We start from the raw sequence: 25,451 nt of genomic DNA, 5'->3' as shown, positions 1-25,451 counted from the left end.
TGCTGAATGCAGTGAAGCAGCAACGCGAGCAGCATGCCGCCGAGACCGGCGCCGAGACCCGTCAGGAGCGTGACTGCGGTCAATATCGCCAGCGGAGTCCGCTCGCGGCGCGCAAGCTCCGAAGTGATTGTTTTTACTAACATGACGCGTGGACCTGGCTGGCATTGGTGAATACCAGCCATCTTATTTTGCTTCGACAAATGAATCCAATTTCATTTTTAGATGGACTAATGCAGTCGTTGCATATATGGCGCGAGGCCGGAGGCAAGTTGGGTAGGGAGGGTTGCCTCTATCGACTTCGTAGCGTGTGCTGCCGCGGGTTTTGGGCGAACGCCCCCCTGCCGGCGGCACATCAAATAGCGCCTCCACAATGGACAATCCGTCGGGTTCACTTGTGTCGAGAGCGACGCAATCCTGACATGGTCGCCCTCGCGGTCGAACTCCGCTCAAAAACCTCTGAGCGGACACCGACTCACGTTTTGTCGACCGGCGGACCTATCGTCAGCACAGAACTTGGCTGACGGCGATGGGGCTATTTTCCAGCACCGCTCTGGTTGCTCTGACTACCGTCGTCACAGGCATAACTAGCCGGCGCGCTGATAGCCAGCGTCGCGCACGCAAGAACGAACAAGCAAAGGAGCTTCTTCACGGCGACCTCCAAGTCGGGGCATTTGCGGGGAGTACAACCAAGATACGCTTTCAACGGTTTAACATCCAGCCCAAAGCCGTCCTGTATTGCAGGATGGCGCCATCCCAAACGCTAACTCTTTGATGGGCGACGAGAATTGTCAAAGGGGCGGTGCAGGCAAGCGCGGGACGGCGAGAGTAAAGGTGACGGCTTCTGTATCCGTAACCGTCATAGTTGCGTTCCCATGCCGCGCCGCTCTCTGTTCGACAGCACTTCGAGCAATGGTGGGTTCTTTGGCGGGTGGAAACGAAAAACGCGCCAAGAGGCGCGTTTTCATTGATGCTTTGGCGGAGAGACGGGGATTCGAACCCCGGATAGGTTTGACCCTATACACGCTTTCCAGGCGTGCGACTTAAACCGCTCATCCATCTCTCCGTGAACCGCAGAGTATAGCAGCATCCATCGCGATTGCGACAGTCATACGTGAAGCAATTAACAAATTGCGGCGACAAGCTCACCCGAGCCTCCCGCCGCAACGCTCGTTATCTCGATAGAGCCAGCACTCCTGTACCAGCCCCACCCTCCTACTTCGCCTCGCCCAATTGCTCCAGGATCGCCGGATTCTCCAGCGTCGACACATCCTGCGTGATCGTCTCGCCCTTGGCCAGCGAACGCAGCAAGCGCCGCATGATCTTGCCCGAACGCGTCTTCGGCAAGTTCTCGCCAAAGCGGATGTCCTTCGGTTTCGCGATCGGACCGATCTCCTTCGCCACCCAAGCACGAAGTTCATTCGCGATCTTGGTCGCCTCTTCGCCGGTCGGCCGTCCACGCTTGAGCACGACAAACGCACAGATGGCCTCGCCGGTCGTGTCGTCAGGCCGCCCCACCACCGCCGCTTCCGCAACAAGCGGATTCGACACCAGCGCGGACTCGATCTCCATCGTCCCCATCCGGTGACCCGCGACGTTCAACACATCGTCGATACGACCCATGATCGTGAAGTAGCCACGATCGACATCACGCACCGCGCCATCGCCGGCAAGGTAGAGTCGGCCGCCAAGCTCCTCGGGAAAGTAGCTCTTCTTGAACCGTTCAGGATCGTTCCAGATATTGCGAATCATCGACGGCCAAGGACGCTTGATCACGAGTATCCCGCCCTGCCCGTTCACCAGGTCCCCACCCGTTTCGTCCACGACCGCCGCAATGATGCCCGGCAGCGGCAAGGTACACGAACCCGGTACGAGCGGCGTGGCACCCGGTAGCGGGGTAATCACATGGCCACCCGTCTCGGTCTGCCAGAACGTGTCGATGACCGGGCATCGGCCACCACCGACCTCGGCGTGATACCACATCCATGCCTCGGGATTGATCGGCTCGCCGACCGTGCCGAGAATCCGCAGCGACGAAAGATCAAAGCTGCGCGGATGGACTTTCGCATCGGCATCAGAAGCCTTGATCAACGAACGGATCGCGGTCGGCGCGGTGTAGAACACGGTCACCTTGTGCTTCTGGATCATGTCCCAGAAACGGCCCGCGTTCGGATAGGTCGGCACGCCTTCGAACACGATCTGGGTCGCACCCACCGCGGTCGGTCCATAGGCCACGTAGGAATGACCCGTGACCCAGCCGATGTCGGCGGTACACCAGAACACGTCCGATGCCTTGATGTCGAACGACCAGCGCATGGTCAGCGCCGCCCACAGCAGATAGCCGCCCGTGCTGTGTTGTACGCCTTTCGGCTTGCCGGTCGAGCCGGAGGTATAGAGGATGAACAGCGGATGCTCGGCGCTGACCCATTCGGGTTCACAAACGTTCGACTGGCCTTCGACGAGCGTCTTCAGGTCGATGTCGCGCGATTCGTTCCAGCTGACCTTGCCGCCCGTACGGCGATAGACGATCACGTGCTTGACGACGTCGCTTCCTTCGAGCGCAAGCGCCTCGTCGACGATCGATTTGAGCGGAAGCGTCTTGCCGCCGCGAATCTGTTCGTCGGCGGTGATCACGACCATGGCACCGGCATCGACGACCCGCTCATGGAGCGACTTCGAGGAGAACCCGCCGAACACGACCGAATGCGTTGCGCCGATCCGCGCGCACGCCTGCATCGCGACGACGCCTTCGACCGACATCGGCATGTAGATCACGACACGATCTCCAGCCTTCACGCCGAGGCTGCGCAACCCATTGGCGAGCCGGCTCACGCGATCGAGCAATTCACCGTAGCTGACACGCGTCACGGCGCCGTCATCGGCTTCGAAGATGATCGCCGTGCGTTCGCCAAGCCCCGCCTCGATATGGCGGTCGAGGCAATTGTACGTAGCATTGAGCTTGCCATCCTCGAACCATTTGTAGAAAGGGGCATTCGATTCATCGAGCCCCTTCGTGAACGGCGTTTGCCACGTGAGCTGCTCGCGGGCGAGCCGGGACCAGAAACCTTCATAGTCGCGTTCCGCCTCAGCCACGAGTTCGAGGTAGGCATCCATCCCCGAAATGGCGGCGCCGGCAACCACATGCGCTGGCGGCGGAAAAACACGATGCTCTTGCAGAGTCGATTCGATTGCAGACATCCACTGCCCCTTGTTTGAATTGAACGCCGCCCCGCCCTGGGCGTAACGGCCCGCGACCGGATCGGATCCGGTCGCACATCCGGATGGCAACCGCCAGTTGACCTGGCCGCCGCCATTGTCTCCACTAACCTGCAATACCGCCATTCTGCCAAATGGCCAGGCCGGATGCGCATGAGCGGCTCACGCGATCAACGTACTCAGGCAATGCTGGCCGTTTGGTCAGGTAGACCCACGCAGGGGCTCCCCCTACAATCGTATCCGATCTGTGTACTTCGTTTAACCGGGTATTGCCTTGAATCGTCATGTCCTGTTCCTGATCGCAGCCATGCTCCTCGTGGGCAGCAACGTCGGCATCGGCAAGTCGGTCGTCGTCGTCGTGCCGGTCCTGTTGTTCGCGTTGCTGCGCTTCATAGTGGCAGTCGCTGTGCTTTCGCCGCTCTATCGCCCCGCGAAAATGCGGCGGGTGTCGCGCGGCGAATGGATCAACCTGTTCCTGCAGGCGTTCTTCGGCACCTTTCTGTTTACCCTGCTGATGCTCGGCGGGGTGCAGCGCACGAGCGCGGTCGCCGCCGGCGTGATCACGAGCACGATTCCCGCGATCGTCGCGCTGCTCGCCTGGGTGGTCCTGAAGGAGCGGCCCGGCCCGCGCGCCATCGCGGCAATCGTATTTGCGATCGTCGGCGTGATCGTCGTCACGCTCGCGCGGGAATCGGGCGAGACGGGCAGCGGATCATTCATCGGCAACCTCATGGTACTCGGCGCGGTCTTCTGCGAGTCAACCTATGTCATTCTGTCCCGAAGGCTCACGCAGACGCTGTCTCCGATCGATATCTGCGCCTACACGCACGGCTTCGGCCTGCTGCTGATGCTTCCCTTCGGAATCGTCTCGCTGATCGGCTTCGATTTTGCGACAGTGCCGCTCCACATGTGGGCGCTGGTCGTCTGGTACGCGCTGTCGGCAAGCATCTTCTCGTTCTGGCTCTGGATGAAAGGCATCCGCCATGTCCCCGGACAGTTGGCAGGGGTCTTCACGGCCGTGCTGCCGGTCGCGGCGGCAACTTATGGTATCGCCTTCCTCGGCGAACGTCCGACCGCGGCGCACGGGATCGCGCTCGCCTGCGTGGTCGCCGGCGTGGCCATCGCCAGCATGCGGCCGCGGAATGTGCCGCCGGTGGCCTCTTGAAAACACCTCATGTCGTGCCTCGCCTCAACCCACCGTCAGCGGCAAGTGCGACTGCGCAGCAAAAGTCGGCACGGTACAATCACGCGTTTTCTGCCGGCTCGCGCCTGAACCGGTCGTCTACGACCCGATAGCCCAAAAGAACTCGCCCTGCGGCGGCTTGCAGCCGATACGCGCGGCCTTCCTCACAAGCAGAATCGTCATGACCGTCATCAAACAGGAAGACCTGATCCAGAGTATTGCGGATTCGCTGCAATACATCAGCTATTACCATCCGCTTGACTACATCCAGGCGCTTGGCCGTGCGTACGAGCTCGAACAGAGCCCCGCCGCGAAAGACGCCATCGCGCAGATCCTGACCAACAGCCGCATGTGCGCGGAAGGCAAGCGGCCGATCTGCCAGGACACGGGCATCGTCACGATCTTCGTCAAGCTCGGCATGGACGTGCGCTGGGACGGCGCGACAATGGGCCTGACCGACATGATCAACGAAGGGGTGCGACGCGGCTATTCGCATCCCGACAATGTCTTGCGCGCATCGATCGTGAGCCCGCCCGAAGGCGCGCGCAAGAACACGAAGGACAATACGCCGGCCGTGATCCACTACGAGATCGTGCCCGGCGACAAGATCGACATCCAGGTCGCTGCCAAGGGCGGTGGCTCGGAAAACAAGTCGAAGCTCGCGATGCTGAATCCGTCGGACTCGATCGTCGACTGGGTGCTGAAGACGGTGCCGACGATGGGTGCGGGCTGGTGCCCCCCCGGCATGCTCGGCATCGGCATCGGCGGCACGGCCGAGAAGGCGATGCTGATGGCGAAGGAATCGCTGATGGAGGCCATCGACATTCAGGACGTGATCGCGCGTGGCCCGAAGGACTGGGCCGAGGAACTCCGCATCGAACTGTATGAGAAGGTCAACGCGCTCGGTATCGGCGCGCAGGGTCTCGGCGGTCTGGCAACGGTCCTCGATGTGAAGATCATGTCGGCACCGACGCATGCGGCGAGCAAGCCGATCGCGATCATCCCCAATTGCGCGGCGACGCGTCACGCCCATTTCACGCTCGACGGTTCGGGCGTCGCCAAGCTCGACCCGCCGCCGCTCGACGCCTGGCCAAAAGTCAACTGGGAACCGAATACGAAGACGAGCGCACGAATCGACCTGAACACGCTCACGCGCGAAGAAGTGTCCTCATGGAAGCCGGGCCAGACGCTACTGCTGTCGGGCAAGATGCTGACGGGCCGGGATGCGGCCCACAAGCGCATCGCCGACATGCTCGCCGCAGGCCAGAAACTTCCGGTCGACTTCACCAACCGCGTGATCTACTACGTCGGCCCCGTCGACCCGGTGCGCGACGAAGCGGTCGGCCCCGCGGGCCCGACAACCTCGACGCGAATGGACAAGTTCACCGACATGATGCTCGGCGAAACCGGCCTGATCTCGATGATCGGCAAGGCCGAGCGTGGCCCGGCGACGGTCGAGTCGATCCGCAAGCACAAGGCGGCCTATTTGATGGCCGTCGGCGGCGCAGCCTACCTCGTGTCGAAGGCGATCCGTTCGGCCAAGGTCGTCGCGTTCGAAGATCTCGGTATGGAAGCGATCTACGAATTCGATGTCTATGACATGCCTGTCACGGTGGCCGTCGATGCGGCCGGCACTTCGGTCCACCAGACGGGGCCCAAGGAGTGGCAGGCGAAAATCGGCAAGATTCCAGTCGCGACAGCCTGACGGCAGCTCGGCACGTCCAATGAAATAAGACCTATTCCGTCGGACGTGCTGATTTGCGTCTATGTTGTTGTTTGATGGCCTGTTCGTAAGATCCGCGATAGCTAGGAGAGGCAATATGCAAGGTGACAAGAAAGTCGTTGAATTTCTGAACGCGCAACTCAAGAACGAGTTGACGGCAATCAACCAGTACTTTCTGCATGCGCGGATGTATCAGCATTGGGGCCTCGACAAGCTCGGCAAGCACGAGTACGACGAGTCGATCGGTGAAATGAAGCACGCGGACATGTTGATCCAGCGGATCTTCATGCTCGACGGCCTGCCGAACCTCCAGGACCTGCACAAGCTGCTCGTGGGCGAAGACACGCTCGAGATCCTCAACTGCGACCTCAAGCTCGAACAGGGTTCGCAGGTAACCTGCAAGGACGCGATCGCCTACTGCGAGTCGGCACGCGATTTCGTGTCGCGCGAGATCTTCGTGACGATCCTGCAGGATACCGAAGACCATATCGACTGGCTCGAAACGCAGATCGATCTCGTCGACAAGGTCGGCCTGCAAAACTATCAGCAGTCGGGTATGACTTCGCTCACCGATTCCTGATCGGCGCAGAATTCCGTTGACCACGCCTGATCACGTTCGCGCTCCCGCGCCTGTCGTGCTCGACCCGGCCGGCCCGATCGGCATTTTCGATTCGGGTCTTGGAGGGCTGTCCGTGCTGCGCGCGGTCCAGTCTCTCCTGCCTGGCGAGGACATCGTCTACGTCGCCGACTCGGGTAATGCGCCTTATGGCGAACGCGACGACGACTTTATCGCCGATCGTTCGAACGCAATCGGCGAGTGGCTGCTTCGCGAGGGCGCCAAGGCCCTGGTGGTCGCATGCAATACGGCCACCGCACAGGCGGTCCATCTGCTGCGTGAATGGGCGCCCGTGCCGGTGGTCGGCGTGGAACCCGGACTGAAACCGGCTTCCACGCGTTCGGTGTCGGGAGTCGCCGGGGTGCTGGCAACGGCCGCCACCTTGCGTAGCGAGAAGTTCAGGCGCCTGCTTGCCGAACACCAGAGTCGCTGCCGGTTCATCTGCCAGCCCGGACACGGTCTGGTCGAGGCGATTGAACGCGGCGAGACCGATTCGCCTGAACTGCGCGCCTTGCTCGAACGCTATCTCGCACCGATGCTCGCCGAGGGCGCCGACACGCTCGTGCTCGGATGCACCCACTACCCGTTTATCGATACGGCGATCCAGCGCGCCACGGGCGACCGGCTCGCGCTGATCGATACGAGTGCCGCGATTGCCCAGCAATTGGCACGGCTGCTCAAAGAGCGCAATCTGCTGACTCCCTCGGAGCACCCCATCCAGACGCGCCTGTGTTCGACAGGGGACGGCCGGCAGCTTCAGGCGGTGGCGCACCGCCTTCTGAATCTCAAAACGACAGTCGAGCAGCTTTCCATCGCGTCGCGACGCACGCTGCCCGAGGAGTCGGCTCCGTCCGCTGCATCGGCCTGATTCTCTCGCAATCAGCGCGATTCGAGCAAGCAAGTCCCTGTATTCAAAAGAAAGTCTGAATACTTACCCACGTGCGGTACTGAATACTGACAGTGGGCTGACGACTCGCGCTCCACTTAATGCCCCTACTGCCGTCCTGTTACAAAAAACGACGCGTGGATGCTTGCCCGGGTTGCGGAACTGAATAATAATAATTCGCATTACTGCCGTTGAGTGTCGATAGCATGATTGTCTGTGTGTGCAAGTCCGTATCCGACCGCCATATCCGGGGTGCGATTCAAGAAGGCCTTGAGTCCTTTGAAGAATTGCAGTTCGAATTGGGTGTTTCGCTTTGCTGTGGCAAGTGTGAAGGTCACGTTCGCGCCGTGCTTGAAGAAAGCGGCGTCTGCGCAAGTGGATGCCCGCATGCTCAGGTTGCCGCATCGAAGGAAGGCCTTTCGCCCATCCGCTTTTTCGAACGCGAAGCCGCCTGACACTTCGACGGGCCTTCAACGGCATCACACGGGTTCGCCCTGGCAAAGCTTCTCGCTCCAAACCCCTACCATACAAAGTAAAGGCCCCCGCTAGGCGGGGGCCTTTGTGTTTGCGCACACGGCGCATTCGGGCTCGAAAGCAGTGTGTGACCTGAAGGAGTACATACACCGTTTCCGTCAGCGTTGCCCGTCGTCGACACGGTTGGCGCCGTCTGCCCTATTGGCCTCGCTAGATATAGCGGCCATTCTCTTCCGCACGGGCACCCCCATTGCAAAAGTGAGTCTCCAATATAGCCAGCGATCCCGAGCGCGCCAAAGAACTATCCGTCATGTGGCGGCGGGCGCAAATGGAATAAATGAAGGATTACACGACGCATTCAGGCATGGCCGACCACGTGGCAGGAAGCGCGGCTCGATCCCTAGCCCACTGTGCGGTGGACGCCTTTTTCCAACTTTGATCGTGCTGCGAGATGTTCGCGATGCAGCGCCTGTTCGCGCTCGTTCATCCGCGACTCATCGACCTCCCCGTCCTCGTTGCGAAAACACTTTGGGACATCGGGATTGCGGAAAGCCTCGACAAGGAAATCAATGAATACGCGTACAGCAGGCGCGAGCCCTTGCCGCGAAAGGAACGCCGCATGGAAATTCGGCTTGGGCGACGACCAGCCCGGCAGAACGGGTACAAGTGATCCGTCCGACATGGCCGGTGCGAAATTCATCTCGGGCAGCACGGCGATGCCGATGCCCGCCTGCAAGCTGGCGAAGATCGAGCCGATATCGGCGGTGACCAGGCGCGGCGTGTGCACGATATCGCGACGCTCACCATTCGGGCCTTCGAGGTGGAACACGTGGCGGCCGTCCTCGACAGGCAGGTCCAGCGTATCGAAACGGCCGAGGTCGTCGACAGACTGAGGTCTGCCGAGCCGTTCAAGCAGAGAAGGCGCAGCAACGAGCAACTGATGGGTGGTCATCAGCGGCCGCACGATCACGTTTTCACTGCGAGGCGGTTCAGAGCGCACCCGCAGCGCTACGTCGATACCGTCCTCGTACAGGTCGGCCACGCGGTTGGTCACCTCGACTTCAATCTTGACCTCGGGGTACTGGCTCAGAAACCTTGGCAGCATCGGCGACAGAAACATATGCGACACCGTCACCGGGCATGACACGCGAACCGTTCCACGCGGGGCCGCCCGCAACTGCGAGACGGTCTCGAGCGCAGCGCGCGCCTCGGCGAGCATCGCCGAACAATGTTCGTAGAATACCCGGCCCGCCTCGGTCAATGCGAGACGACGCGTCGAACGCTGAAGCAGACGCACGCCGAGCTTGGCCTCGAGATCGGACAGCCGCCTCGACAGCCGCGACTTCGATACGCCAAGCACACGCTCCGCCGCTGAAAACCCGCCGTTGTCGACAATTTGGCTGAAGTACATCAAGTCGTTCAGATCCTGATTCTGCCAGTCCATAGTTCATCCAGATCCGTGAGGAAACAACACGCTCGGCCTGTCAATCGAGCGGGCCACAGGCTTGTTCATTTCTTTCGAATAGCCTTCATTATTCTTGTAGCCGTGTACCGCCCCCCGGCGAACGACACCTCGTCGGTGGGCGGGCTGCGGGCCGCCCTGTATCCACCTTGCAATCGTCGCTATGATATGCCCCATCCCGGTCATGCGGCACGTTCCGGCATCGCGAGCCCGTGCCCGACGCACGCCGCTCCCGCTCGCCGTCCTCACAGCGGCGATCTGTCGCGCGTCGGCCACGGCGAACTGCGTCACAATACGAGTCGGCTAACATCATGGAGCGTGGGATGGACGTTACCCAGGTCAGTGCAGTGTTCACGGGCCCGAACTACCGGGTCTCGCTAGGCGATGGGCAACACACATGGCTGGGCGACGAGCCGATCTCGGCCGGTGGCGGCGACAGCGGCCCCGCGCCGTTTGCATTGCTGCTTTCGGGCCTGGGGGCTTGCACCGCGATCACCGTCAAGATGTATGCTGAACGCAAAGGCTGGCCGCTCGAGCATATCGATGTGAAGCTATTCCTCGCGACCGGCGAGGACGGCTCCACGATCGATCGCGAAGTGAGCCTGCATGGCCCGCTCGACGATACGCAACGCGAACGGCTGCTGCAGGTCGCCAATGCGTGTCCGGTCCACAAGATCCTCAGTCGGCCGATCGACATCCGCACGAGCCTGACTGCCGGCGCTTGAGACGGTGGCTGGACAAACCGCAGGACAAACTGCGAGCGGGCCGCGCATGCGCAGGGCCTGGTCGCCAAGCTTGATAGAGGAAGTCGTACCCTTGAATTTTGAACATCTGATCCAGATCAACGATCCGCTGAATCCCCTGCTCGATCCGCTGACGCGCGAGCAGGTATGGCAAGGCCTGCTGCTGCGCGTCGAACGGCCGCAGCTGTTCGTGGCCGGGCTCGACAACTGCACGATCCTGAAACGCGAGGGTGACACGCTCGAGCGCGAATTGGACTACGGCGTCGCGACCGTACGCGATCGTGTCACGCTGACGCCGACCGAGCGGGTCCGCTACGAGATCGCGCCGACCGAAGCGCATGTCGGCGGCACGTTGACCATGACCATCGAAGCCCCCGACGAATTGCAGCTGTTCCTGCGCTTCGAATACTCGACCACCCTGCCCGAGCCGAGCGGAACCGACGAGCGCCAGACACTGGAAATCGTCAAGTCCGCCTACCGCGAAGCGGATATCGACACGGTCCGGCTGATCCGCCAGTTTGCCCACACGGGCGACCTGCCGGACGCGCTGCACTAGGACGGCACGGCCCTTTACTACTAAAGCTATCGGCCGTGTACTCCAATTGAAATCTGCCACTTGAATACGCGAATCGTTCTCATTACTATAGAACCTATCGCAAGCAAGGAGCTGCCAGATCATGAACCCGTCGAGGAATCCGGTATCTCGTCCCACGTTGCGCGTTCGCGCGCCAATGGCGCGAGTCGACACGGGCGGCGCACCGACGCTGACCGGTCCGAAGGCACTCAACAGCGCGGCATTGTTGCAAGGCCAAGTCACGGTGAACATCCACCATAATGGTCAGTGCTACCAACTGCGCACGACACGCGCCGGCAAGCTGATTTTGACGAAGTAAAAGTCGTACCGAGTATTGTGGGGACCACCTCTTAACGAGGTGTTTGGCTAGCCAGCCCACGTGACCCGCCTTCACGCAAGACTAGACCCCTTCGTGCAGTTGGCGATCCGTCATGATCCGCAAGCCATGCCATTTTTTTCGTTCCCACGCGAAGCCGTTCACTCCCTCGATCGAGAGGTCGCACTGAGCGTCAAAGAGGACGGCTACGCCGTCCGCGCAATCCTCCCCCCTGACGGAGGATTGCTGCACTTGTTCAAACAACAAAAAATCCCCGCTAGGAACATCGTTCGCTAGCGGGGATTTTTTATGCCCCAAGTTTATGCCCCAAGCGCTCCGCGCCCGTGGCTTACCAATGCCAGAACATCAACCACCACGCGCTATCGACCACGGCCAGCGCGGCGACAAAGCAGGCCCACGCACCCACGCGCGCAACCCAGTTCGTCGCATGTCGACCCACCACGCGCACCGCAAGCCACGCACTCCATACGTTGGCAATCGAAAGGATCAGCAGCCTGACGTCGCTCGCCCAACCGAGGTTGATATGCTCGGCACGCAGAATCGAAAGCGTCGTCGCGGACAAGCCGAGGAACACCCCCACGCCCGCGAGGGGAATCAGCGCCTGCGCGAAATGATGAAGACGCCTGAAACGCCAGGGACCCAGTATCCGCGTACCGAGCGCAAGCAGGGCCAGCAACGCGGTTCCATAGACCAGCCCGGTCGCAACGATATAGCCGACGACGAGCCCACCGTCGAGCCACGAGAACACATCGTTATGGTCCGGGTAATGCGTGAGCAGGAACCACGGCGCGTTCGTGTCGAGCGGCCACAGGATGTTGCGATCGATCAGCCAGCCGGCCGCCCATTGCTTGATCACGACAAACCAGGGGCTGGCCGTCCAGTGGAATGCGCCGATGGCGATGCCGAGCAAACCATAGAGCACCAGTGCGGTGTCCCAGGGGTTCGCCTGCTTTTCGCCGAAAACGACCACTTCGGTCGACGGCGAACGCAAGCTCAATTCGATCGCATCGCGATGACCGCTGCAGCGGGAGCACATATGGCAATCCGCATTGCCCTTCATATTGCGCAGCGGGACCAAGGGCGCACAGTTGATCGGAATCACGCGATGGCCGTGTTCCCCTTCCTTGTAGGACCGGCGCCATGCCTCTTCGTCGACCCGATAGTGAAACGGTGCGAGGCGGGAAAGCAGTGAAAACACGCCATTGACCGGACACAGGTATTTGCACCAGACGCGTTTCTCGCGCCCGTAGAGGTAACCGATCACGATCGCCGCGGCGGTCGAGCCGCCGAGGATCAGCAGCACCGCCTTCGGGTACTGATAGACACTGACCATCTGACCATAGACCGTGGTCAACGCGAACGCGACGAAAGGCCAGCCGCCCCACCGCATCCAGTGTGGAATCGCCCAGCCGCGGCCGTACTTGCTCGCGAACTCCGACAGCGTTCCCTCCGGACACAGCACCCCGCACCAGATCCGCCCGAGCAGCACCATCGACAACAGCACGAAGGGCCACCAGATGCCCCAGAACACGAACTGCGCGAAGATCGTCAGATTGTTCCAGAGATGCGCCGTATCGCCGGGCAGCGGCGTGACGGCGGGCACGATGATCAGGATCCCGTAAACGAGCACGACCGCCCACTGGATGGCGCGGATCGCCTTCGCGTTTCGCTGCATCCAATGCCCGAGTCTTGCGAGGCGCCCGCCTCGCAAGACTGGCTGGTGGATGACCGAACTCATGCCGGCCGTTGCTGCGTCTTGGCCGCTGGGCGCATATAGCGGCTCAGTGCCCAAAGCACCGCCCAATAGACCCCATAGGCAACGAGATTGGTCATCGAAGGATGCGCGCGATAACCGGTCAGCGTCGCGACGAGACCGCCGAACGGATGGGAATCGTCAAGCAGCCAGCTGCTATCCCAGAGCGTACGTCCGGCCGGCAGAATCTCCTTGTCGATGAGCTTGTCGATACCCGTTTCGAACAGGCCCGCCGCAAGAAAGAACAGCATGATCTCCGTGACGCGGAAAAACTGGCGCCACGAAAATATCTTGCCCCCGAGCTGCAGAACATAGAACGTCAGCAATGCAAGCCCGAGGCCGAGCACGATCGCGAGCAACTGCGAGCCATTGACATGGCCGTTCTGACCCAGCCCGATCCCATACAGGAAGATGACTGTCTCACTGCCTTCGCGTGCGATGGCCAGCGCGACAAGCAACGTAATGCCCCACCAGTTCGCATTGCGCGTGCGCTCCGCGAGCGAGGCTTCCATCTCGCGTTTGAGCGTACGGCCGTGATGACGCATCCAGAGCACCATCTGGACGACCAGCACGCAGGCAATCAGCACCATGGCGATTTGGAAATAGTCCTGCGCGTCGCTCGACATCGCCTCGGTGAACAACACAATCGCCGCACCCAGTGCGACCGCGGCCAGCACTCCGACCGCGACGCCGCCCCATAGCCAGGGCAATCCCTTTCTCGCGACGGCGTCGCCATTGCGCAGCCATGCGTAAAGAATACCCACTACCAACAGCGCTTCGACGCTTTCACGCCATACGATGAAAAGGATTTGTCCCATCGGCTTCCTCGACTCTGAATAACTACTTCGCGACGATCACGCCCTGGCCCGTGGCCTGGTTGAAATCGTCGAAAAACTTGTACTCGCCCGGATCGAGCGGCGCGATCACCACAAAGGACTCCCCACCCGGTGCGAGCACTTTCTCTTTGCGCAACTGCACGCTCTCGAACTCGACGGCACTCGTACCCGAGTTCGTGATCGCGATCTTGATCCGCTTCCCGGCCGGCACGTCGATTCGCGTCGGCGATACTTTGCCGTTGGCCATCTGCAACTTGAAGGTCGGCAAGTCTTCCGCATGGGCAACGCCGGACAATGTCGCGGTCAGTGCCAGCAGCGCCAACTTCTGGTTCACTTTCATGACGGCTCCATACTTCAGTACCCGCCCTTCTTGCCCACGCCCGCGAATGGGAAATCGTATTCAAGCGTGATCGGTTTGAACCAGGGACCTACACCGGTTTCCTTGTCGACGTGACGACCAAAGGCCATATGGCCCGTTTGCATCGGTGCCTCGACATACATTTTCAAGTGATACTTGCCCGGCCCGAACAGCTTGACGTTGTCGCCATAGTGCGGCCCGTCGTTCGCGACCATCGCCATCATGTCACCCTTCACGGCCTGCGTCGTACCGACCTTGGTCAACTCGTAGCGCACCTGCAGATAGGGCATCCAGTCGCCTTCGGCGAAGCCCGTCGGATTGTCCTTGACCGCGTGGATATCGGCCTCGAGGTGAATGTCCGAATCCGAAGCCTTGCGCATCATGCCTTCGGGATCCATCGTGATCGGCTGCAGATATACGGCCCCGATTTCCATCCCGCCCTGGATCACGTGCTTACCGATCGGATACTCGGCAGCCGATGCGTTCCACGATGCAAGTGCGAAAAGCCCTGCCACGACAGCACCGGTCAAGCGGGCTTGGTTTGCTTTTAACTTCATTTTCACTCCCAGTTCACGCCGTCCCACGACGCGTTAAGCACGTTCGCGACAACGTTCTCCGTAAACCTATATGCGTCAAAGAACGTTAATGCGAACAATTCTCAATAACTGGAAGTCTATCACCGTTCTCGGCCGTTGGAGCGAAAACATCCATTACAAAATGGTCTACCGGAAAACGGACGCACCCGGCTGGGCGCGCCACCCCGCACCGTTGCAGGAACTATGGCGTGCCGGCGAGCGAACCATCGCCCACATTGGCCCCGAACACGCGCTCGCGCAGTTTGGCGAGCTGGTCCCGGGTCTGCGCCGCCTTTTCGAATTCGAGATTTTTGGCGTGATCCATCATCTGCTTCTCAAGGCGTTTCAGTTCTTTCGCAAGCTGCTTCTCGCTCATGTCCTCGTACTTCGCGCGTTCCTGCTCGGCCTTGAGTTCCGACTTGGCCTCGGTCGCGTCGTAGACGCCATCGATGAGGTCCTTGATGCGCTTGACGACCCCTCGCGGCGTGATGCCATGCAGAAGGTTATAGGCTGTTTGTTTGGTGCGGCGGCGTTCGGTCTCGTCGATCGCGCGCCGCATCGAGTCGGTGATCCGGTCCGCGTAGAGGATCGCCTTGCCGTTCACATTGCGCGCCGCCCGGCCGACGGTCTGGATCAGCGAACGTTCGGCACGCAGGAAGCCTTCCTTGTCCGCATCGAGAATCGCAACGAGCGAGACTTCGGGGATGTCGAGCCCTTCGCGCAGCAGATTGATCCCGACGAGCACGTCAAAGGTGCCAAGCCGCAGGTCACGCAGGATTTCAACGCGTTCGACGGTGTCGATGTCGCTGTGCAGATAGCGGACCCGGACGCCGTGGTCCGCCAGGAACTCGGTAAGCTGCTCGGCCATCCGCTTGGTCAGCACCGTGACCAGCACGCGGTCTCCGGCGGCCACGCGCTCATTGATCTCGGCGAGCACGTCGTCGACCTGCGTGTGCGCGGGCCTCACCTCGATGAGGGGGTCGACCAGGCCGGTCGGCCGCACGAGCTGCTCGGCAACCTGGCCTGAGGTCCGCTTCTCGTATTCCGCCGGCGTCGCCGAGACGAAGACGGCCTGGCGCATCTTCCGCTCGAACTCGTCGAACTTAAGCGGGCGGTTGTCGAGTGCGGACGGCAGCCGAAAGCCATAGTCGACCAGGTTTTCCTTGCGCGCACGGTCACCGTTGTACATCCCGTTGAGCTGGCCGATCAGCACATGGGACTCGTCGAGCAGCATCAGTGCATCCGGCGGCAGGTAGTCGACAAGGGTCGGCGGCGGCTCCCCGGGCGCGGCGCCCGAGAAATGCCGCGAATAGTTCTCAATGCCCTTGCAGAAGCCCAGCTCCTGAAGCATCTCGAGATCGAAGCGCGTGCGCTGCTCGAGCCGCTGGGCTTCGACGAGCTTGCCGTCGCGATGATAGAACTCGAGCCGCTCCCGCAACTCGGTCTTGATCGTCTCGATCGCGCGCATCACGGTCTCGCGCGGGGTCACATAGTGGGACGAAGGGTAGACGGTGAAGCGCGGAATCTTGTTGCGGATGCGGCCGGTCAGCGGGTCGAACAGCTGGAGCGAGTCGACCTCATCGTCGAACAAGTCCACGCGCACAGCCATTTCGGCATGCTCGGCGGGGAAAATGTCGATCGTGTCGCCGCGCACGCGAAACGCGCCGCGCTGGAAGTCCGTGTCGTTGCGGCTGTACTGCATCGCGATCAGACGCGTGATGATCTCGCGCTGCCCCAGTTTGTCGCCCTGGCGCAACGTCAGGATCATCTGGTGGTACTCGCTCGGATTGCCGATACCGTAGATGGCCGACACGGTCGCCACGATCACGGTATCGCGCCGCTCGAGCAGGCTCTTGGTCGCCGAGAGCCGCATCTGCTCGATGTGCTCGTTGATCGACGAGTCCTTCTCGATAAACAGATCGCGCTGCGGGACGTAGGCTTCCGGCTGGTAGTAGTCGTAGTAGGAAACGAAATACTCGACCGCGTTGCGCGGGAAAAACTCCCGGAACTCCGCGTACAGCTGGGCCGCGAGCGTCTTGTTCGGGGCGAACACGATTGCCGGCCGTCCGAGCCGCGCGATCACATTGGCCATCGTGAAAGTCTTGCCCGAACCCGTGACGCCTAGCAGGGTCTGGAAAGACAGGCCATCCTCGATGCCTTCCACGAGCGTGTCGATCGCGGTGGGCTGATCGCCCGCGGGCGGGAACGGCTGGTACAGCTGATAAGGGGACGCGTCAAACTTGACGAACCGGGACTCGTCGAGCGCGGCATCACTCTCCCACATGTCGGTCATCTTCGCTAGAATGAATGCGGTTGCACTCAGAAAGGGCCGAATTCTCTATTCTAGCCGGTTCGCTCAATATAGTCGGGAACCGGGTTCAGAACCTGTTGAGCCGCACATCTGACGCGCTTCGCCACCTCTTACCCAAACCTCATCCGAGCAGGCAAATGACCTTGTTTTCCGCCGTCGAACTCGCCCCGCGCGACCCGATCCTGGGCCTCAATGAAGCCTTCAATGCCGATCCCCGCCCAACGAAAGTGAATTTGGGCGTTGGTGTCTACACGAACGACGAAGGCAAGATTCCGCTGCTGCGGGCGGTCCGCGACACTGAGAAGGCACGCGTCGACGCCGCCTTGCCGCGCGGCTACCTGCCCATCGACGGCATTGCCGCCTATGACTCGGCGGTCCAGAAGCTTCTGCTCGGCAACGACTCGCCGCTGATCGCCGCGGGCCGCGTGCTGACCGCGCAAGCGCTCGGCGGCACCGGTGCACTGAAGATCGGCGCGGACTTCCTCAAGCGCCTGAATCCGAACGCCAAGGTGGCCATCAGCGATCCGAGCTGGGAAAACCATCGCGCGCTGTTCGAAGGCGCCGGCTTCGAGGTCGTGAACTATCCGTATTACGATCCGGCCACGCATGGCGTCAATTTCGCCGGCATGATCGGCGCGCTCGAGTCTTACGCCGCGGGCACGATCGTCGTGCTGCACGGCTGCTGCCACAACCCGACCGGCGCGGATCTGAAGCCCGAGCAATGGAAGAAGATCATCGAAGTCGCCAAGGCGCGGCAGCTCGTGCCTTTCCTCGACATCGCCTATCAGGGCTTCGCCGACGGCATCGATGCCGATGCGACGGCGGTTCGCTGGTTCGCGGATGCGGATCTCGACTTCTTCGTCTCGAGCTCGTTCTCGAAGTCGTTCTCGCTCTACGGTGAACGCGTCGGCGCGCTGTCGATCGTGACCTCGAGCAAGGATGAATCGGCGCGCGTGCTGTCGCAACTCAAGCGTGTGATCCGCACGAACTACTCGAACCCGCCGACCCACGGCGGCGCGATCGTGGCGGCCGTGCTCGGCAACCTCGAACTGCGTGCAAGCTGGGAACAGGAACTCGGCGAGATGCGCGAGCGCATCCGGACGATGCGCAACTCGCTCGTCGAGAAGCTCAAGCAGGTCGGCGCCACGCGCGACTTCGGCTTCGTCGCGCAGCAACGCGGAATGTTCTCGTACACGGGACTGAGCGCCGAGCAGGTCGAACGCCTGCGCACGGAGTTCGGCATCTACGCGGTCAGCACCGGCCGTATCTGTGTCGCCGCGCTGAATACGAAGAACATCGACGCCGTTGCCAGCGCGATCGCGCAAGTCTTGAAGTAAGCGCCCGGCAGACGACGACGTTCGATCGGATCAGCCCCGCGGCCTCGGCTGAACTGCACCCCAAAAGTTGGACACCGATCCAACCTTTGGGGTGTTTTTCATGGCCGTTGATCCCGATGAATGTCGTGGGTCACGAACCCCGCATCGTTCTCGGGCAGATCGAGCCACTCGGGGTGATCGAGCGTGCGGCGGATATCGGTCAGGCCGCTCTCCCAATGTTCGCGCATGGTCGACAGGCCGAACTGGAAATCCTTGAAGTGGCCCTCGTACTCCTTGGCCTGATAGATCAAATGGACCACGTTATAGCGCTTGCTGGAGGCCATCTCGCTCGCGACCCGGCACCAGTGGTCGGTCTCGCGGATCTCGGCCGGAACGCGTTCGAGCACCTCGCTCAGCACATGGCGAAAGCGTTGCGAACGCTGCAGCATGTCGGTCACCATGCGCGTGCGGCTCGAATACTGAATGTCCTTGTGCCGGCCTTCGACGTCCGTCAGATTGTCGGGAACGGGCCCCGACGCGCTCCATAGATCGACCTGGAAGGCCAGTGTGTCCTGCCTCGGCGTCGTCTGCAGTACACGTGCGAGCGGCGTATTCGACATCAGTCCGCCATCCCAGTAGTACTCGCCGTCAATCTCGACTGCGGCAAACCCCGGCGGCAATGCACCCGAAGCCATGAAATGCTCGGCACGCAAAGTCTGCTTCACATTGTCGAAGTAGGTGAAGTTGCCGGACTTCACGTTCACCGCGCCGACCGACACCCGCATGCCGCCCTGGTTGATCCGATCGAAATCGCACAGCCTTTCGAGCGTGGCCTTCAAGGGCCGCGTGTCGTACCAGCTTGCGGTGGCCGGATCGCCGCTCGACAGCGGCGAAGGCGGCGGCATGCGAGGGACGAAGAAACCCTTTTGCCCTTCAAGGACCGTCTGCATCGCCTGCCACGCCGTGAAGCCCTTGCGGATGACCTCGTTCGAGTGAAACAGTGCCTGCTCGATGAAAGGTAGCAGGGGCGGCCCATAAGCCGGTGTGCACACCGTTTCCCAAAACTCACACAGGCGCTCGATGCGTCGCTCGGGCGGATTGCCGGCGATCAGCGCAGTATCCAGCGCACCGATCGAAATGCCGGCGATCCAGGTCGGCTGAATGCCCGATTCCTCGAGGCCCTGGTAGACGCCTGCCTGATACGCCCCAAGCGCACCACCACCCTGGAGTACGAGCGCAACCGTTTCGTAAGCCGGCAACCTGATCCGGCCATCACCGTGCGCGTCACCGTTACCGCCATTGTTACCGTTAGCCGAGCCCGCCATTCCATGCCCTCCGAGTGTTGCTTCCGAGTCCGCAAGAGAGTGTTCCGTCCGAGCCCGCAAGGTCGTCTGCCGGCGGTCTGATGTACCCACGCAGGGCGCGGATCCCCCCCGTGTGGAAGACGGAGGCAGCGCCAAGCCGAGACCTGTCACTCCCCTGCTCCAGGACGTGACCGACGCCCTGCTGCCGACCTACTGCATGAACCAGCCGTGACTCACCATGAACGACTGCCCCGTCAGCGCGGCGCTCGGGAAGGTCGAGAGAAACAGCGCGGTCTGGGCGACATCGTCGACCGTCGTGAACACGCCATCGACCGTGTTGCCGAGCATCACCTTCTTGATGACCTCGTCTTCGGTGATGCCGAGCTCTTTCGCCTGTTCAGGAATCTGCTTGTTGACGAGCGGCGTACGCACGAAACCCGGACAGATCACATGCGAGCGCACATTGTGTTTCGCCCCCTCCTTGGCCAGCGTGCGTGCGAGGCCGAGCAAGCCATGCTTGGCGGTCACATAGGCCGACTTGAGCGCCGACGCCTCATGCGAATGCGCCGAACCCATATAGATCACGATGCCGCCGCGATCGTCCTTGTACATATGCTTGAGTGCAGCCTTGGTCGTCAGGAACGCGCCGTCGAGGTGGACCGCGAGGATCTTCTTCCAGTCCGAGTATGCGTAGTTCTCGATCGGGTTGACGATCTGGATCCCCGCATTCGCAATGAGAATATCGACCGAACCGAACTCGGCGGCCGCCTTCTCGATGCCGGCATTGACCTCGTCCTCATCGGTCACATCCATAGTGACGCCGATCGCCTTTCCACCGGAGACCTTGATCTGCTCGGCGACGGCGTTTGCCCCGTCGAGATTCAGGTCGGCAATGACGACTGCGGCGCCGGCCTTGGCAAGCACGAGGGCGATTTCCTTGCCGATGCCGCTTGCGGCTCCGGTCACGACAGCTGTCTTTCCGTCCAGTTGCGACATGAATGATCCTCCGTTAATAAACTGATGAACTGATGGCTCGCCACTGCAAACCGACTAGCGATGGATGACTGGCATTGAACCACGATTGTTGCGGTGCCCACCAGTCAGCAGGATGGCCAGGAAAGAACACGACAGCCACGCATATGCCCCCACTGCCCGCAGGGTTGAACCGGCTCAGGGGCGAACAGGTTTAAGCTTCCACGCTGCCGTGTGCGTGCATGGAGTCTGCCCGCCGCGGCGTGCCACTTGATTGAACTTCCCCCCACCCATCAGAAGGATGACATCAATGGAATACCGACGTCTTGGCCGATCCGGCCTGCAGGTCAGCGAGCTCTCGATCGGTTCGTGGGTGACCTACGGCTCGCAAGTCGACCAGCATGCGGCGCGCGAATCGCTTGCGGCCGCGTTCGACGCAGGCATCAACTTCTTCGACAACGCCGAAGCCTATGCGGCGGGCGAGTCGGAGACGATCATGGGCCGTGCGCTCAAGGAACTGGCGTGGCCCCGTGCGAACTATGTCGTCTCGACCAAGTTTTTCTGGGGCCTCGAAAATCGCCCGAACCGTTATCACACGCTGAACCGCAAATACCTGCTCGATGCAATCGACGGTTCGCTCAAGCGCTTCCAGCTCGACTACCTCGACCTCGTGTTCTGCCATCGTCCCGATCCGAACACGCCGATCGAGGAAACGGTGTGGGCGATGCACGACATGGTCGCGCGCGGCAAAGCGCTGTACTGGGGCACCTCCGAATGGAGCGCCGATGAACTGCGCGCGGCCTACGAAATCGCCGAGCGGCATCATCTGCACAAGCCGGTCATGGAGCAGCCGCAGTACAACCTGTTCCATCGCCGCCGGGTCGAGAACGAATACGCGCGCCTTTACGAAGACTACGGCCTCGGTCTGACGACGTGGAGCCCGCTCGCCTCGGGTCTGCTGACCGGCAAGTACCGCAACGGCATTCCCGCGGGCAGCCGTGCGCAGCTCGAAGGGTATGACTGGCTGCAAAAGGAAGTGCTCGACGCGAAGAAGAATGAAATCGTCGGCAAGCTCGAGGGCGTCGCGAAGGAACTCGGCGCAACGGTCGGACAGCTCGCGCTGGCCTGGGTGCTGACCAATCCGAATGTCAGCACGGTGATCACGGGTTCGTCGCGTATCGAACAGCTGCACGAGAACCTCAAGGCCGCCGATCTCGCCAAGCGCATCACGCCCGAGATCAAGAAGCAGATCGAGGACCTCGTCGGCGACAACTACGCGTAAGTGCGAACAAGCACAAGCGAGCACGAGCAAGCGTAAAGCAGGCGCGATACAAGTGCGACGCGAGTGCATCGAATCGTAGTCAGGCATGAGCACTGGGGCAGATCCGCAAGGACTGCCCCAGTGTGTTTTGGGGGCCTCGCCGAACGGCGCCCGCCCGCCTTTCACCACCCCGACTACAATAGCGACCTTTCCCCCGCCGCTATCTGTCGCCATGCTGAGCTACCGCCACGCCTTCCACGCCGGCAACCACGCCGATATCCTCAAGCATCTGACAGTGGTTCAGGCGCTCCGGTACATGGCGCAGAAAGACAAGCCGTTCTGGTACATCGACACGCACGCGGGCGCGGGCGCCTATGCGCTCGATTCGGCCCAGGCGACCAAGAACGCGGAATTCGCTTCGGGTATCGGCGCGCTCTGGGGCCGCAAGGACGCGCCGCCGGCCGTCGTGGACCTGCTCGACGAAGTCCGCCATATGAACCCCGACGGCAAGTTGCGCTATTACCCGGGCTCGCCCTATCTCGCGTGGCGGCAGTTACGTGAACAGGATCGCTTGCGCCTGTTCGAACTGCACCCGACCGAGATCGACATCCTGCGCGACAATTTCCGCGATGCGGGACGCCGCGCGATGCTCTATGCGGGCGACGGCTTCGAAGGGATCAAGGCCCTGCTCCCGCCTCCGCCCCGCCGCGCATTCGTGCTGATCGACCCGTCGTACGAAGACAAGCGCGACTATGCGCGCACGATCGACATGCTCGAGGCATCGCTCAAGCGCTTCGCGACCGGCACGTATGCGGTCTGGTATCCGCAGGTCCAGCGCCCGGAGGCAAGGCGGTTTCCGGAGCAGTTGAAGAAGGTGCAACCGAACGACTGGCTCCACGTGACGCTGAGCGTCAACGCACCGTCAGCCGACGGCTATGGCTTGCATGGCAGCGGCATGTTCATCGTGAACCCGCCGTTCAGGCTGGTGGCCATGCTCAAGGAAACCATGCCCTATCTGGTCGACGTGCTCGGCATGGATGACAGCGCGAACTTCGAAATCGAGTCCAGGCTGTCCTGATCCGGCCCAAGCCAAAGTCGGCTCAAGTCGAGGGCCCTGCCGACGGTGAGCCCCAAAACGCGGGCTGTGAACCAGACAGGCCCGATGAAGCCGGGACGCGCGAGGCGGGAGATTGTTGCAAAATAGGGCCGCCCTGCTCTTGTCCGGGGCGCTGTCGCTGATTCGCGGGCTGGCCAGTGCGCCGCGCATTGCCGGAACTACCTGAACTATTCGAACCGCCCGAACCAACCGAATTGCCGGAATTGCCGGAATTGCCGGAATTGCCGGAATTGCTCGAGTGGCCCTGACCGCCCGAGTTGCCAAAGTTCCCTTGATTGCCCGGTCTGCCCACATTGCCCGCGTTGCCCGAGCCGTGGAAACCGCCGGGGCCATTGGCATGACCCCAGTTGCCCGAATGGCCGGCGCTCCCGCCATGCCCTGAATACCCTGATCGTCCCGGCGTCACATTCACATAGGGCACGAAGGGAAGTTGTTGATCGTAGCCAGAATACGCGCCGGCCGGCTCCCCGGGCGTAGCGGGAGTCGCAGGAACGGCCGGTTGCGCCGGTTGGCCCGGCGCCCGGTGCTTCGGCGGCTTGAGCCCGATGACGGTATCGCGCCTGCCTTTCGGCCCCGAGACCTGATCATCCTTGAACGGTGCGGTTTCGTAGATCGTCGCCGGCGCTCCACCGCTCACCCCGTTCTCACTGTCGTAGACAACCGCCGACGGCGTGCCCGACACATTCCCGGTACTGTCGAGCACGACGGGGGCGCGATCGTCATCGGCCGCCCACACGAGCTGCGAAGTGGCCGCAGTGAACAACACGGTCAAGCCGGCATTCAGGGCGACCGTCGAGCCAGCAGACAGCCCCGCGCCGCCCCCGGCCCCTCCTCCCAGCCCCACCGCCACGCAACCCCATCCCGCCGCTACCCGCACACCCCGTCGGATCGGACGCATATCCATGTCTACTGCCCCGCAACCAGTCTTTATTGGCTAAGCGGCCGTCGCCACGTTCGCTCGCGGGCGTTCGACTGCGACCGGCTCCTTCGACTGATTAAGCAGCCGGCTTGCCTCGAAGTATGCCGGATTCGGCGGCCGCTTGAGGTAACGTCCCGCTCCGCGTTCGGCGCGCAGATCGCCGCCGGTCCAGACAAGCCTGCCCTGCGAGATCGTGTGCGCGGCGAGCCCCTGCACTTTCATCCCTTCGAAGATATTGGCATCGACGTTCTGATGATGGGTCTTCACCGAGATCGTCCGCGTGCCCTTCGGATCCCAGACGACGAGGTCTGCATCCGAGCCGACCGCGACAGCGCCCTTGCGCGGATACAGATTGAAGATCTGCGCGGCATTGGTCGAGGTGATCTTGACGAACTCGTTCGGCGTAAGACGGCCGGTATTCACACCGTGATGCCAGATCACCCCCATGCGGTCTTCGACACCGCCGGTCCCGTTCGGGATCTTCGTAAAATCGTCGCGGCCCATCGCCTTTTGCGAGGCGCAGAAGCAGCAATGGTCGGTGGCGGTGGTCTGCAGATGGCCTGCGGCGAGACCGCGCCACAGGGCTTCCTGATGTTCCTTGGACCGGAACGGCGGGCTCATCACATGAGCGGCCGCGCGCTCCCAGTCCTTGTCGCGATAGACCGAATCGTCAAGCACGAGATGCCCGGCAAGCACTTCGCCGAACACCCGCTGCCCTTCATTGCGCGCACGCGCGATTTCGTCGAGCGCATCCTTGGCCGACACGTGAACCACATAGACCGGCACGCCGAGCACCTGGGCGATCCGGATCGCCCGGTTCGCGGCCTCGCCTTCGACCTCGGGCGGCCGTGACAGCGGATGGAACTCCGGCCCCGTCATGCCCTTGGCGATCAGCTTGCGCTGAAGCTGAAACACGAGCTCCCCATTCTCGGCATGCACGGTCGGCAGCGCGCCGAGTTCAAGCGCACGCGAGAAGCTGTTCACTAGAACTTCGTCGTCCGCCATGATGGCGTTCTTGTACGCCATGAAATGCTTGAAGCTCGACACGCCGTGCTCATGGACCAGCGTGCCCATGTCGCGGTAGACAGAGTCGTCCCACCAGGTCACTGCAACGTGGAACCCGTAGTCGGCCGCGGCTTTTTTCGCCCAGCCGCGCCAGTTGTGGAACGCCTCCATCAGCGGCTGCTTCGGATTCGGGATCACGAAGTCGATGATGCTGGTGGTGCCGCCCGCCAGACCTGCGGCAGTGCCCGTGAAGAAGTCCTCGCTCGCGGTCGTGCCCATGAAGGGCAATTCCATATGCGTGTGCGGATCGATCCCGCCGGGCATCACATACTGTCCGCCGGCGTCGACGACCTCGGCACCCGCGGGTGCCTCCAGGCCTTCTCCGATGGCGACGATCAGGCCGTCGTCGCATAACACGTCGGCGCGATATGTCTGGTTCGCGTCGACGACCGTGCCCCCTCGAATCAGCAATGCCATGCTCTGTCTCCTAGTGCCTATCCGGCCGGCGACGCG

At 61.8% G+C, this 25,451-nt stretch carries 22 protein-coding genes and 1 tRNA gene; 11 read left to right on the top strand and 12 right to left on the bottom strand.

The window, feature by feature from the left end:
• Nucleotides 1-973 precede the first annotated feature (973 nt).
• A tRNA-Ser gene (locus HV670_RS10900) sits at nt 974-1,063 on the bottom strand.
• 149 nt (nt 1,064-1,212) lie between these two features.
• A complete protein-coding gene (gene acs / locus HV670_RS10895; protein WP_175104808.1) occupies nt 1,213-3,195 on the bottom strand; it encodes an acetate--CoA ligase in 1,983 nt (660 codons plus the stop codon).
• A gap of 292 nt (nt 3,196-3,487) precedes the next feature.
• Here acs and HV670_RS10890 point away from each other — a divergent pair, with 292 nt between their 5' ends.
• The 5 genes from HV670_RS10890 to HV670_RS10870 all read left to right on the top strand — a co-directional run bounded on the left by HV670_RS10890 (nt 3,488) and on the right by HV670_RS10870 (nt 8,076).
• Entirely contained in the window at nt 3,488-4,378 is an 891-nt protein-coding gene (locus HV670_RS10890; RefSeq protein WP_175104793.1) for a DMT family transporter, read from the top strand.
• A gap of 199 nt (nt 4,379-4,577) precedes the next feature.
• Nucleotides 4,578-6,101: a fumarate hydratase gene (locus HV670_RS10885; protein ID WP_175104792.1), complete on the top strand. Its 1,524-nt coding sequence runs from the start codon at nt 4,578-4,580 to the stop codon at nt 6,099-6,101.
• A 115-nt stretch (nt 6,102-6,216) separates the two neighbouring features.
• The gene (gene bfr / locus HV670_RS10880; RefSeq protein WP_175104791.1) at nt 6,217-6,699 is read left to right on the top strand and encodes a bacterioferritin; all 483 of its coding nucleotides are present in this window, start codon (nt 6,217-6,219) and stop codon (nt 6,697-6,699) included.
• 16 nt (nt 6,700-6,715) lie between these two features.
• The gene (murI, locus tag HV670_RS10875; protein WP_246257207.1) at nt 6,716-7,603 is read left to right on the top strand and encodes a glutamate racemase; all 888 of its coding nucleotides are present in this window, start codon (nt 6,716-6,718) and stop codon (nt 7,601-7,603) included.
• Nucleotides 7,604-7,827: 224 nt separating this feature from the next.
• Entirely contained in the window at nt 7,828-8,076 is a 249-nt protein-coding gene (locus HV670_RS10870; protein WP_175104806.1) for a (2Fe-2S)-binding protein, read from the top strand.
• A gap of 419 nt (nt 8,077-8,495) precedes the next feature.
• Here HV670_RS10870 and HV670_RS10865 read toward each other — a convergent pair whose 3' ends face one another.
• Nucleotides 8,496-9,539: a LysR substrate-binding domain-containing protein gene (locus HV670_RS10865; RefSeq protein WP_175104790.1), complete on the bottom strand. Its 1,044-nt coding sequence runs from the start codon at nt 9,537-9,539 to the stop codon at nt 8,496-8,498.
• A 341-nt stretch (nt 9,540-9,880) separates the two neighbouring features.
• Between HV670_RS10865 and HV670_RS10860 the strand changes: the two genes are divergently transcribed.
• The 3 genes from HV670_RS10860 (at nt 9,881) to hemP (ending at nt 11,193) form a co-directional block, all read left to right on the top strand.
• The gene (locus HV670_RS10860; protein ID WP_175104789.1) at nt 9,881-10,282 is read left to right on the top strand and encodes an OsmC family protein; all 402 of its coding nucleotides are present in this window, start codon (nt 9,881-9,883) and stop codon (nt 10,280-10,282) included.
• A 91-nt stretch (nt 10,283-10,373) separates the two neighbouring features.
• Complete coding sequence (locus tag HV670_RS10855; RefSeq protein WP_175104788.1) at nt 10,374-10,856, top strand: SRPBCC family protein; 483 nt, start codon at nt 10,374-10,376, stop codon at nt 10,854-10,856.
• Between the two features lie 121 nt (nt 10,857-10,977).
• Nucleotides 10,978-11,193: a hemin uptake protein HemP gene (gene hemP, locus HV670_RS10850; RefSeq protein ID WP_425511411.1), complete on the top strand. Its 216-nt coding sequence runs from the start codon at nt 10,978-10,980 to the stop codon at nt 11,191-11,193.
• Nucleotides 11,194-11,539: 346 nt separating this feature from the next.
• Here hemP and HV670_RS10845 read toward each other — a convergent pair whose 3' ends face one another.
• The 5 genes from HV670_RS10845 to uvrB all read right to left on the bottom strand — a co-directional run bounded on the left by HV670_RS10845 (nt 11,540) and on the right by uvrB (nt 17,017).
• Nucleotides 11,540-12,949 (bottom strand): 4Fe-4S binding protein, encoded by a 1,410-nt coding sequence (locus HV670_RS10845; RefSeq protein ID WP_175104787.1) that lies wholly within the window; start codon nt 12,947-12,949, stop codon nt 11,540-11,542.
• Entirely contained in the window at nt 12,946-13,782 is an 837-nt protein-coding gene (locus HV670_RS10840) for an FTR1 family iron permease (protein ID WP_175104786.1), read from the bottom strand. Before HV670_RS10840 ends, HV670_RS10845 begins: the two co-directional genes overlap by 4 nt.
• A gap of 22 nt (nt 13,783-13,804) precedes the next feature.
• On the bottom strand, nt 13,805-14,140 hold the full coding sequence (locus tag HV670_RS10835; RefSeq protein WP_175104785.1) for a cupredoxin domain-containing protein: 336 nt from the start codon (nt 14,138-14,140) through the stop codon (nt 13,805-13,807).
• Between the two features lie 14 nt (nt 14,141-14,154).
• On the bottom strand, nt 14,155-14,715 hold the full coding sequence (locus tag HV670_RS10830; protein WP_175104784.1) for an iron transporter: 561 nt from the start codon (nt 14,713-14,715) through the stop codon (nt 14,155-14,157).
• A 220-nt stretch (nt 14,716-14,935) separates the two neighbouring features.
• Nucleotides 14,936-17,017, bottom strand: coding sequence for an excinuclease ABC subunit UvrB (gene uvrB / locus HV670_RS10825; RefSeq protein ID WP_175104783.1), 2,082 nt, complete (start codon nt 17,015-17,017; stop codon nt 14,936-14,938).
• Between the two features lie 164 nt (nt 17,018-17,181).
• Here uvrB and HV670_RS10820 point away from each other — a divergent pair, with 164 nt between their 5' ends.
• Nucleotides 17,182-18,381 (top strand): amino acid aminotransferase, encoded by a 1,200-nt coding sequence (locus tag HV670_RS10820; RefSeq protein WP_175104782.1) that lies wholly within the window; start codon nt 17,182-17,184, stop codon nt 18,379-18,381.
• Between the two features lie 98 nt (nt 18,382-18,479).
• Here the strand turns inward: HV670_RS10820 and HV670_RS10815 are convergent, their stop codons facing one another.
• Together HV670_RS10815 and HV670_RS10810 are read right to left on the bottom strand one after the other, a co-directional pair.
• Nucleotides 18,480-19,685 carry a DUF3734 domain-containing protein gene (locus HV670_RS10815; RefSeq protein ID WP_175104781.1) on the bottom strand — a complete coding sequence of 402 codons (1,206 nt, stop codon included), beginning with the start codon at nt 19,683-19,685 and terminating at the stop codon, nt 18,480-18,482.
• Between the two features lie 189 nt (nt 19,686-19,874).
• Nucleotides 19,875-20,660 carry a 3-hydroxybutyrate dehydrogenase gene (locus HV670_RS10810; RefSeq protein ID WP_175104780.1) on the bottom strand — a complete coding sequence of 262 codons (786 nt, stop codon included), beginning with the start codon at nt 20,658-20,660 and terminating at the stop codon, nt 19,875-19,877.
• A 286-nt stretch (nt 20,661-20,946) separates the two neighbouring features.
• Between HV670_RS10810 and HV670_RS10805 the strand changes: the two genes are divergently transcribed.
• Together HV670_RS10805 and HV670_RS10800 are read left to right on the top strand one after the other, a co-directional pair.
• A complete protein-coding gene (locus HV670_RS10805; protein WP_175104779.1) occupies nt 20,947-21,918 on the top strand; it encodes a potassium channel beta subunit family protein in 972 nt (323 codons plus the stop codon).
• 211 nt (nt 21,919-22,129) lie between these two features.
• Nucleotides 22,130-22,975, top strand: a complete 846-nt coding sequence (locus HV670_RS10800) for a 23S rRNA (adenine(2030)-N(6))-methyltransferase RlmJ (RefSeq protein ID WP_175104778.1) — start codon at nt 22,130-22,132, stop codon at nt 22,973-22,975.
• A gap of 22 nt (nt 22,976-22,997) precedes the next feature.
• Here HV670_RS10800 and HV670_RS10795 read toward each other — a convergent pair whose 3' ends face one another.
• Both HV670_RS10795 and hydA read right to left on the bottom strand, forming a co-directional pair.
• Complete coding sequence (locus HV670_RS10795; RefSeq protein ID WP_175104777.1) at nt 22,998-23,918, bottom strand: hypothetical protein; 921 nt, start codon at nt 23,916-23,918, stop codon at nt 22,998-23,000.
• A 30-nt stretch (nt 23,919-23,948) separates the two neighbouring features.
• Complete coding sequence (gene hydA / locus HV670_RS10790) at nt 23,949-25,415, bottom strand: dihydropyrimidinase (RefSeq protein ID WP_175104776.1); 1,467 nt, start codon at nt 25,413-25,415, stop codon at nt 23,949-23,951.
• Nucleotides 25,416-25,451: the final 36 nt, after the last annotated feature.

Source organism: Pararobbsia alpina, from assembly GCF_902859895.1.
GTDB classification, from domain to species: Bacteria; Pseudomonadota; Gammaproteobacteria; order Burkholderiales; family Burkholderiaceae; genus Pararobbsia; species Pararobbsia alpina.
This window is presented reverse-complemented; position numbering and strand designations above follow the sequence as displayed.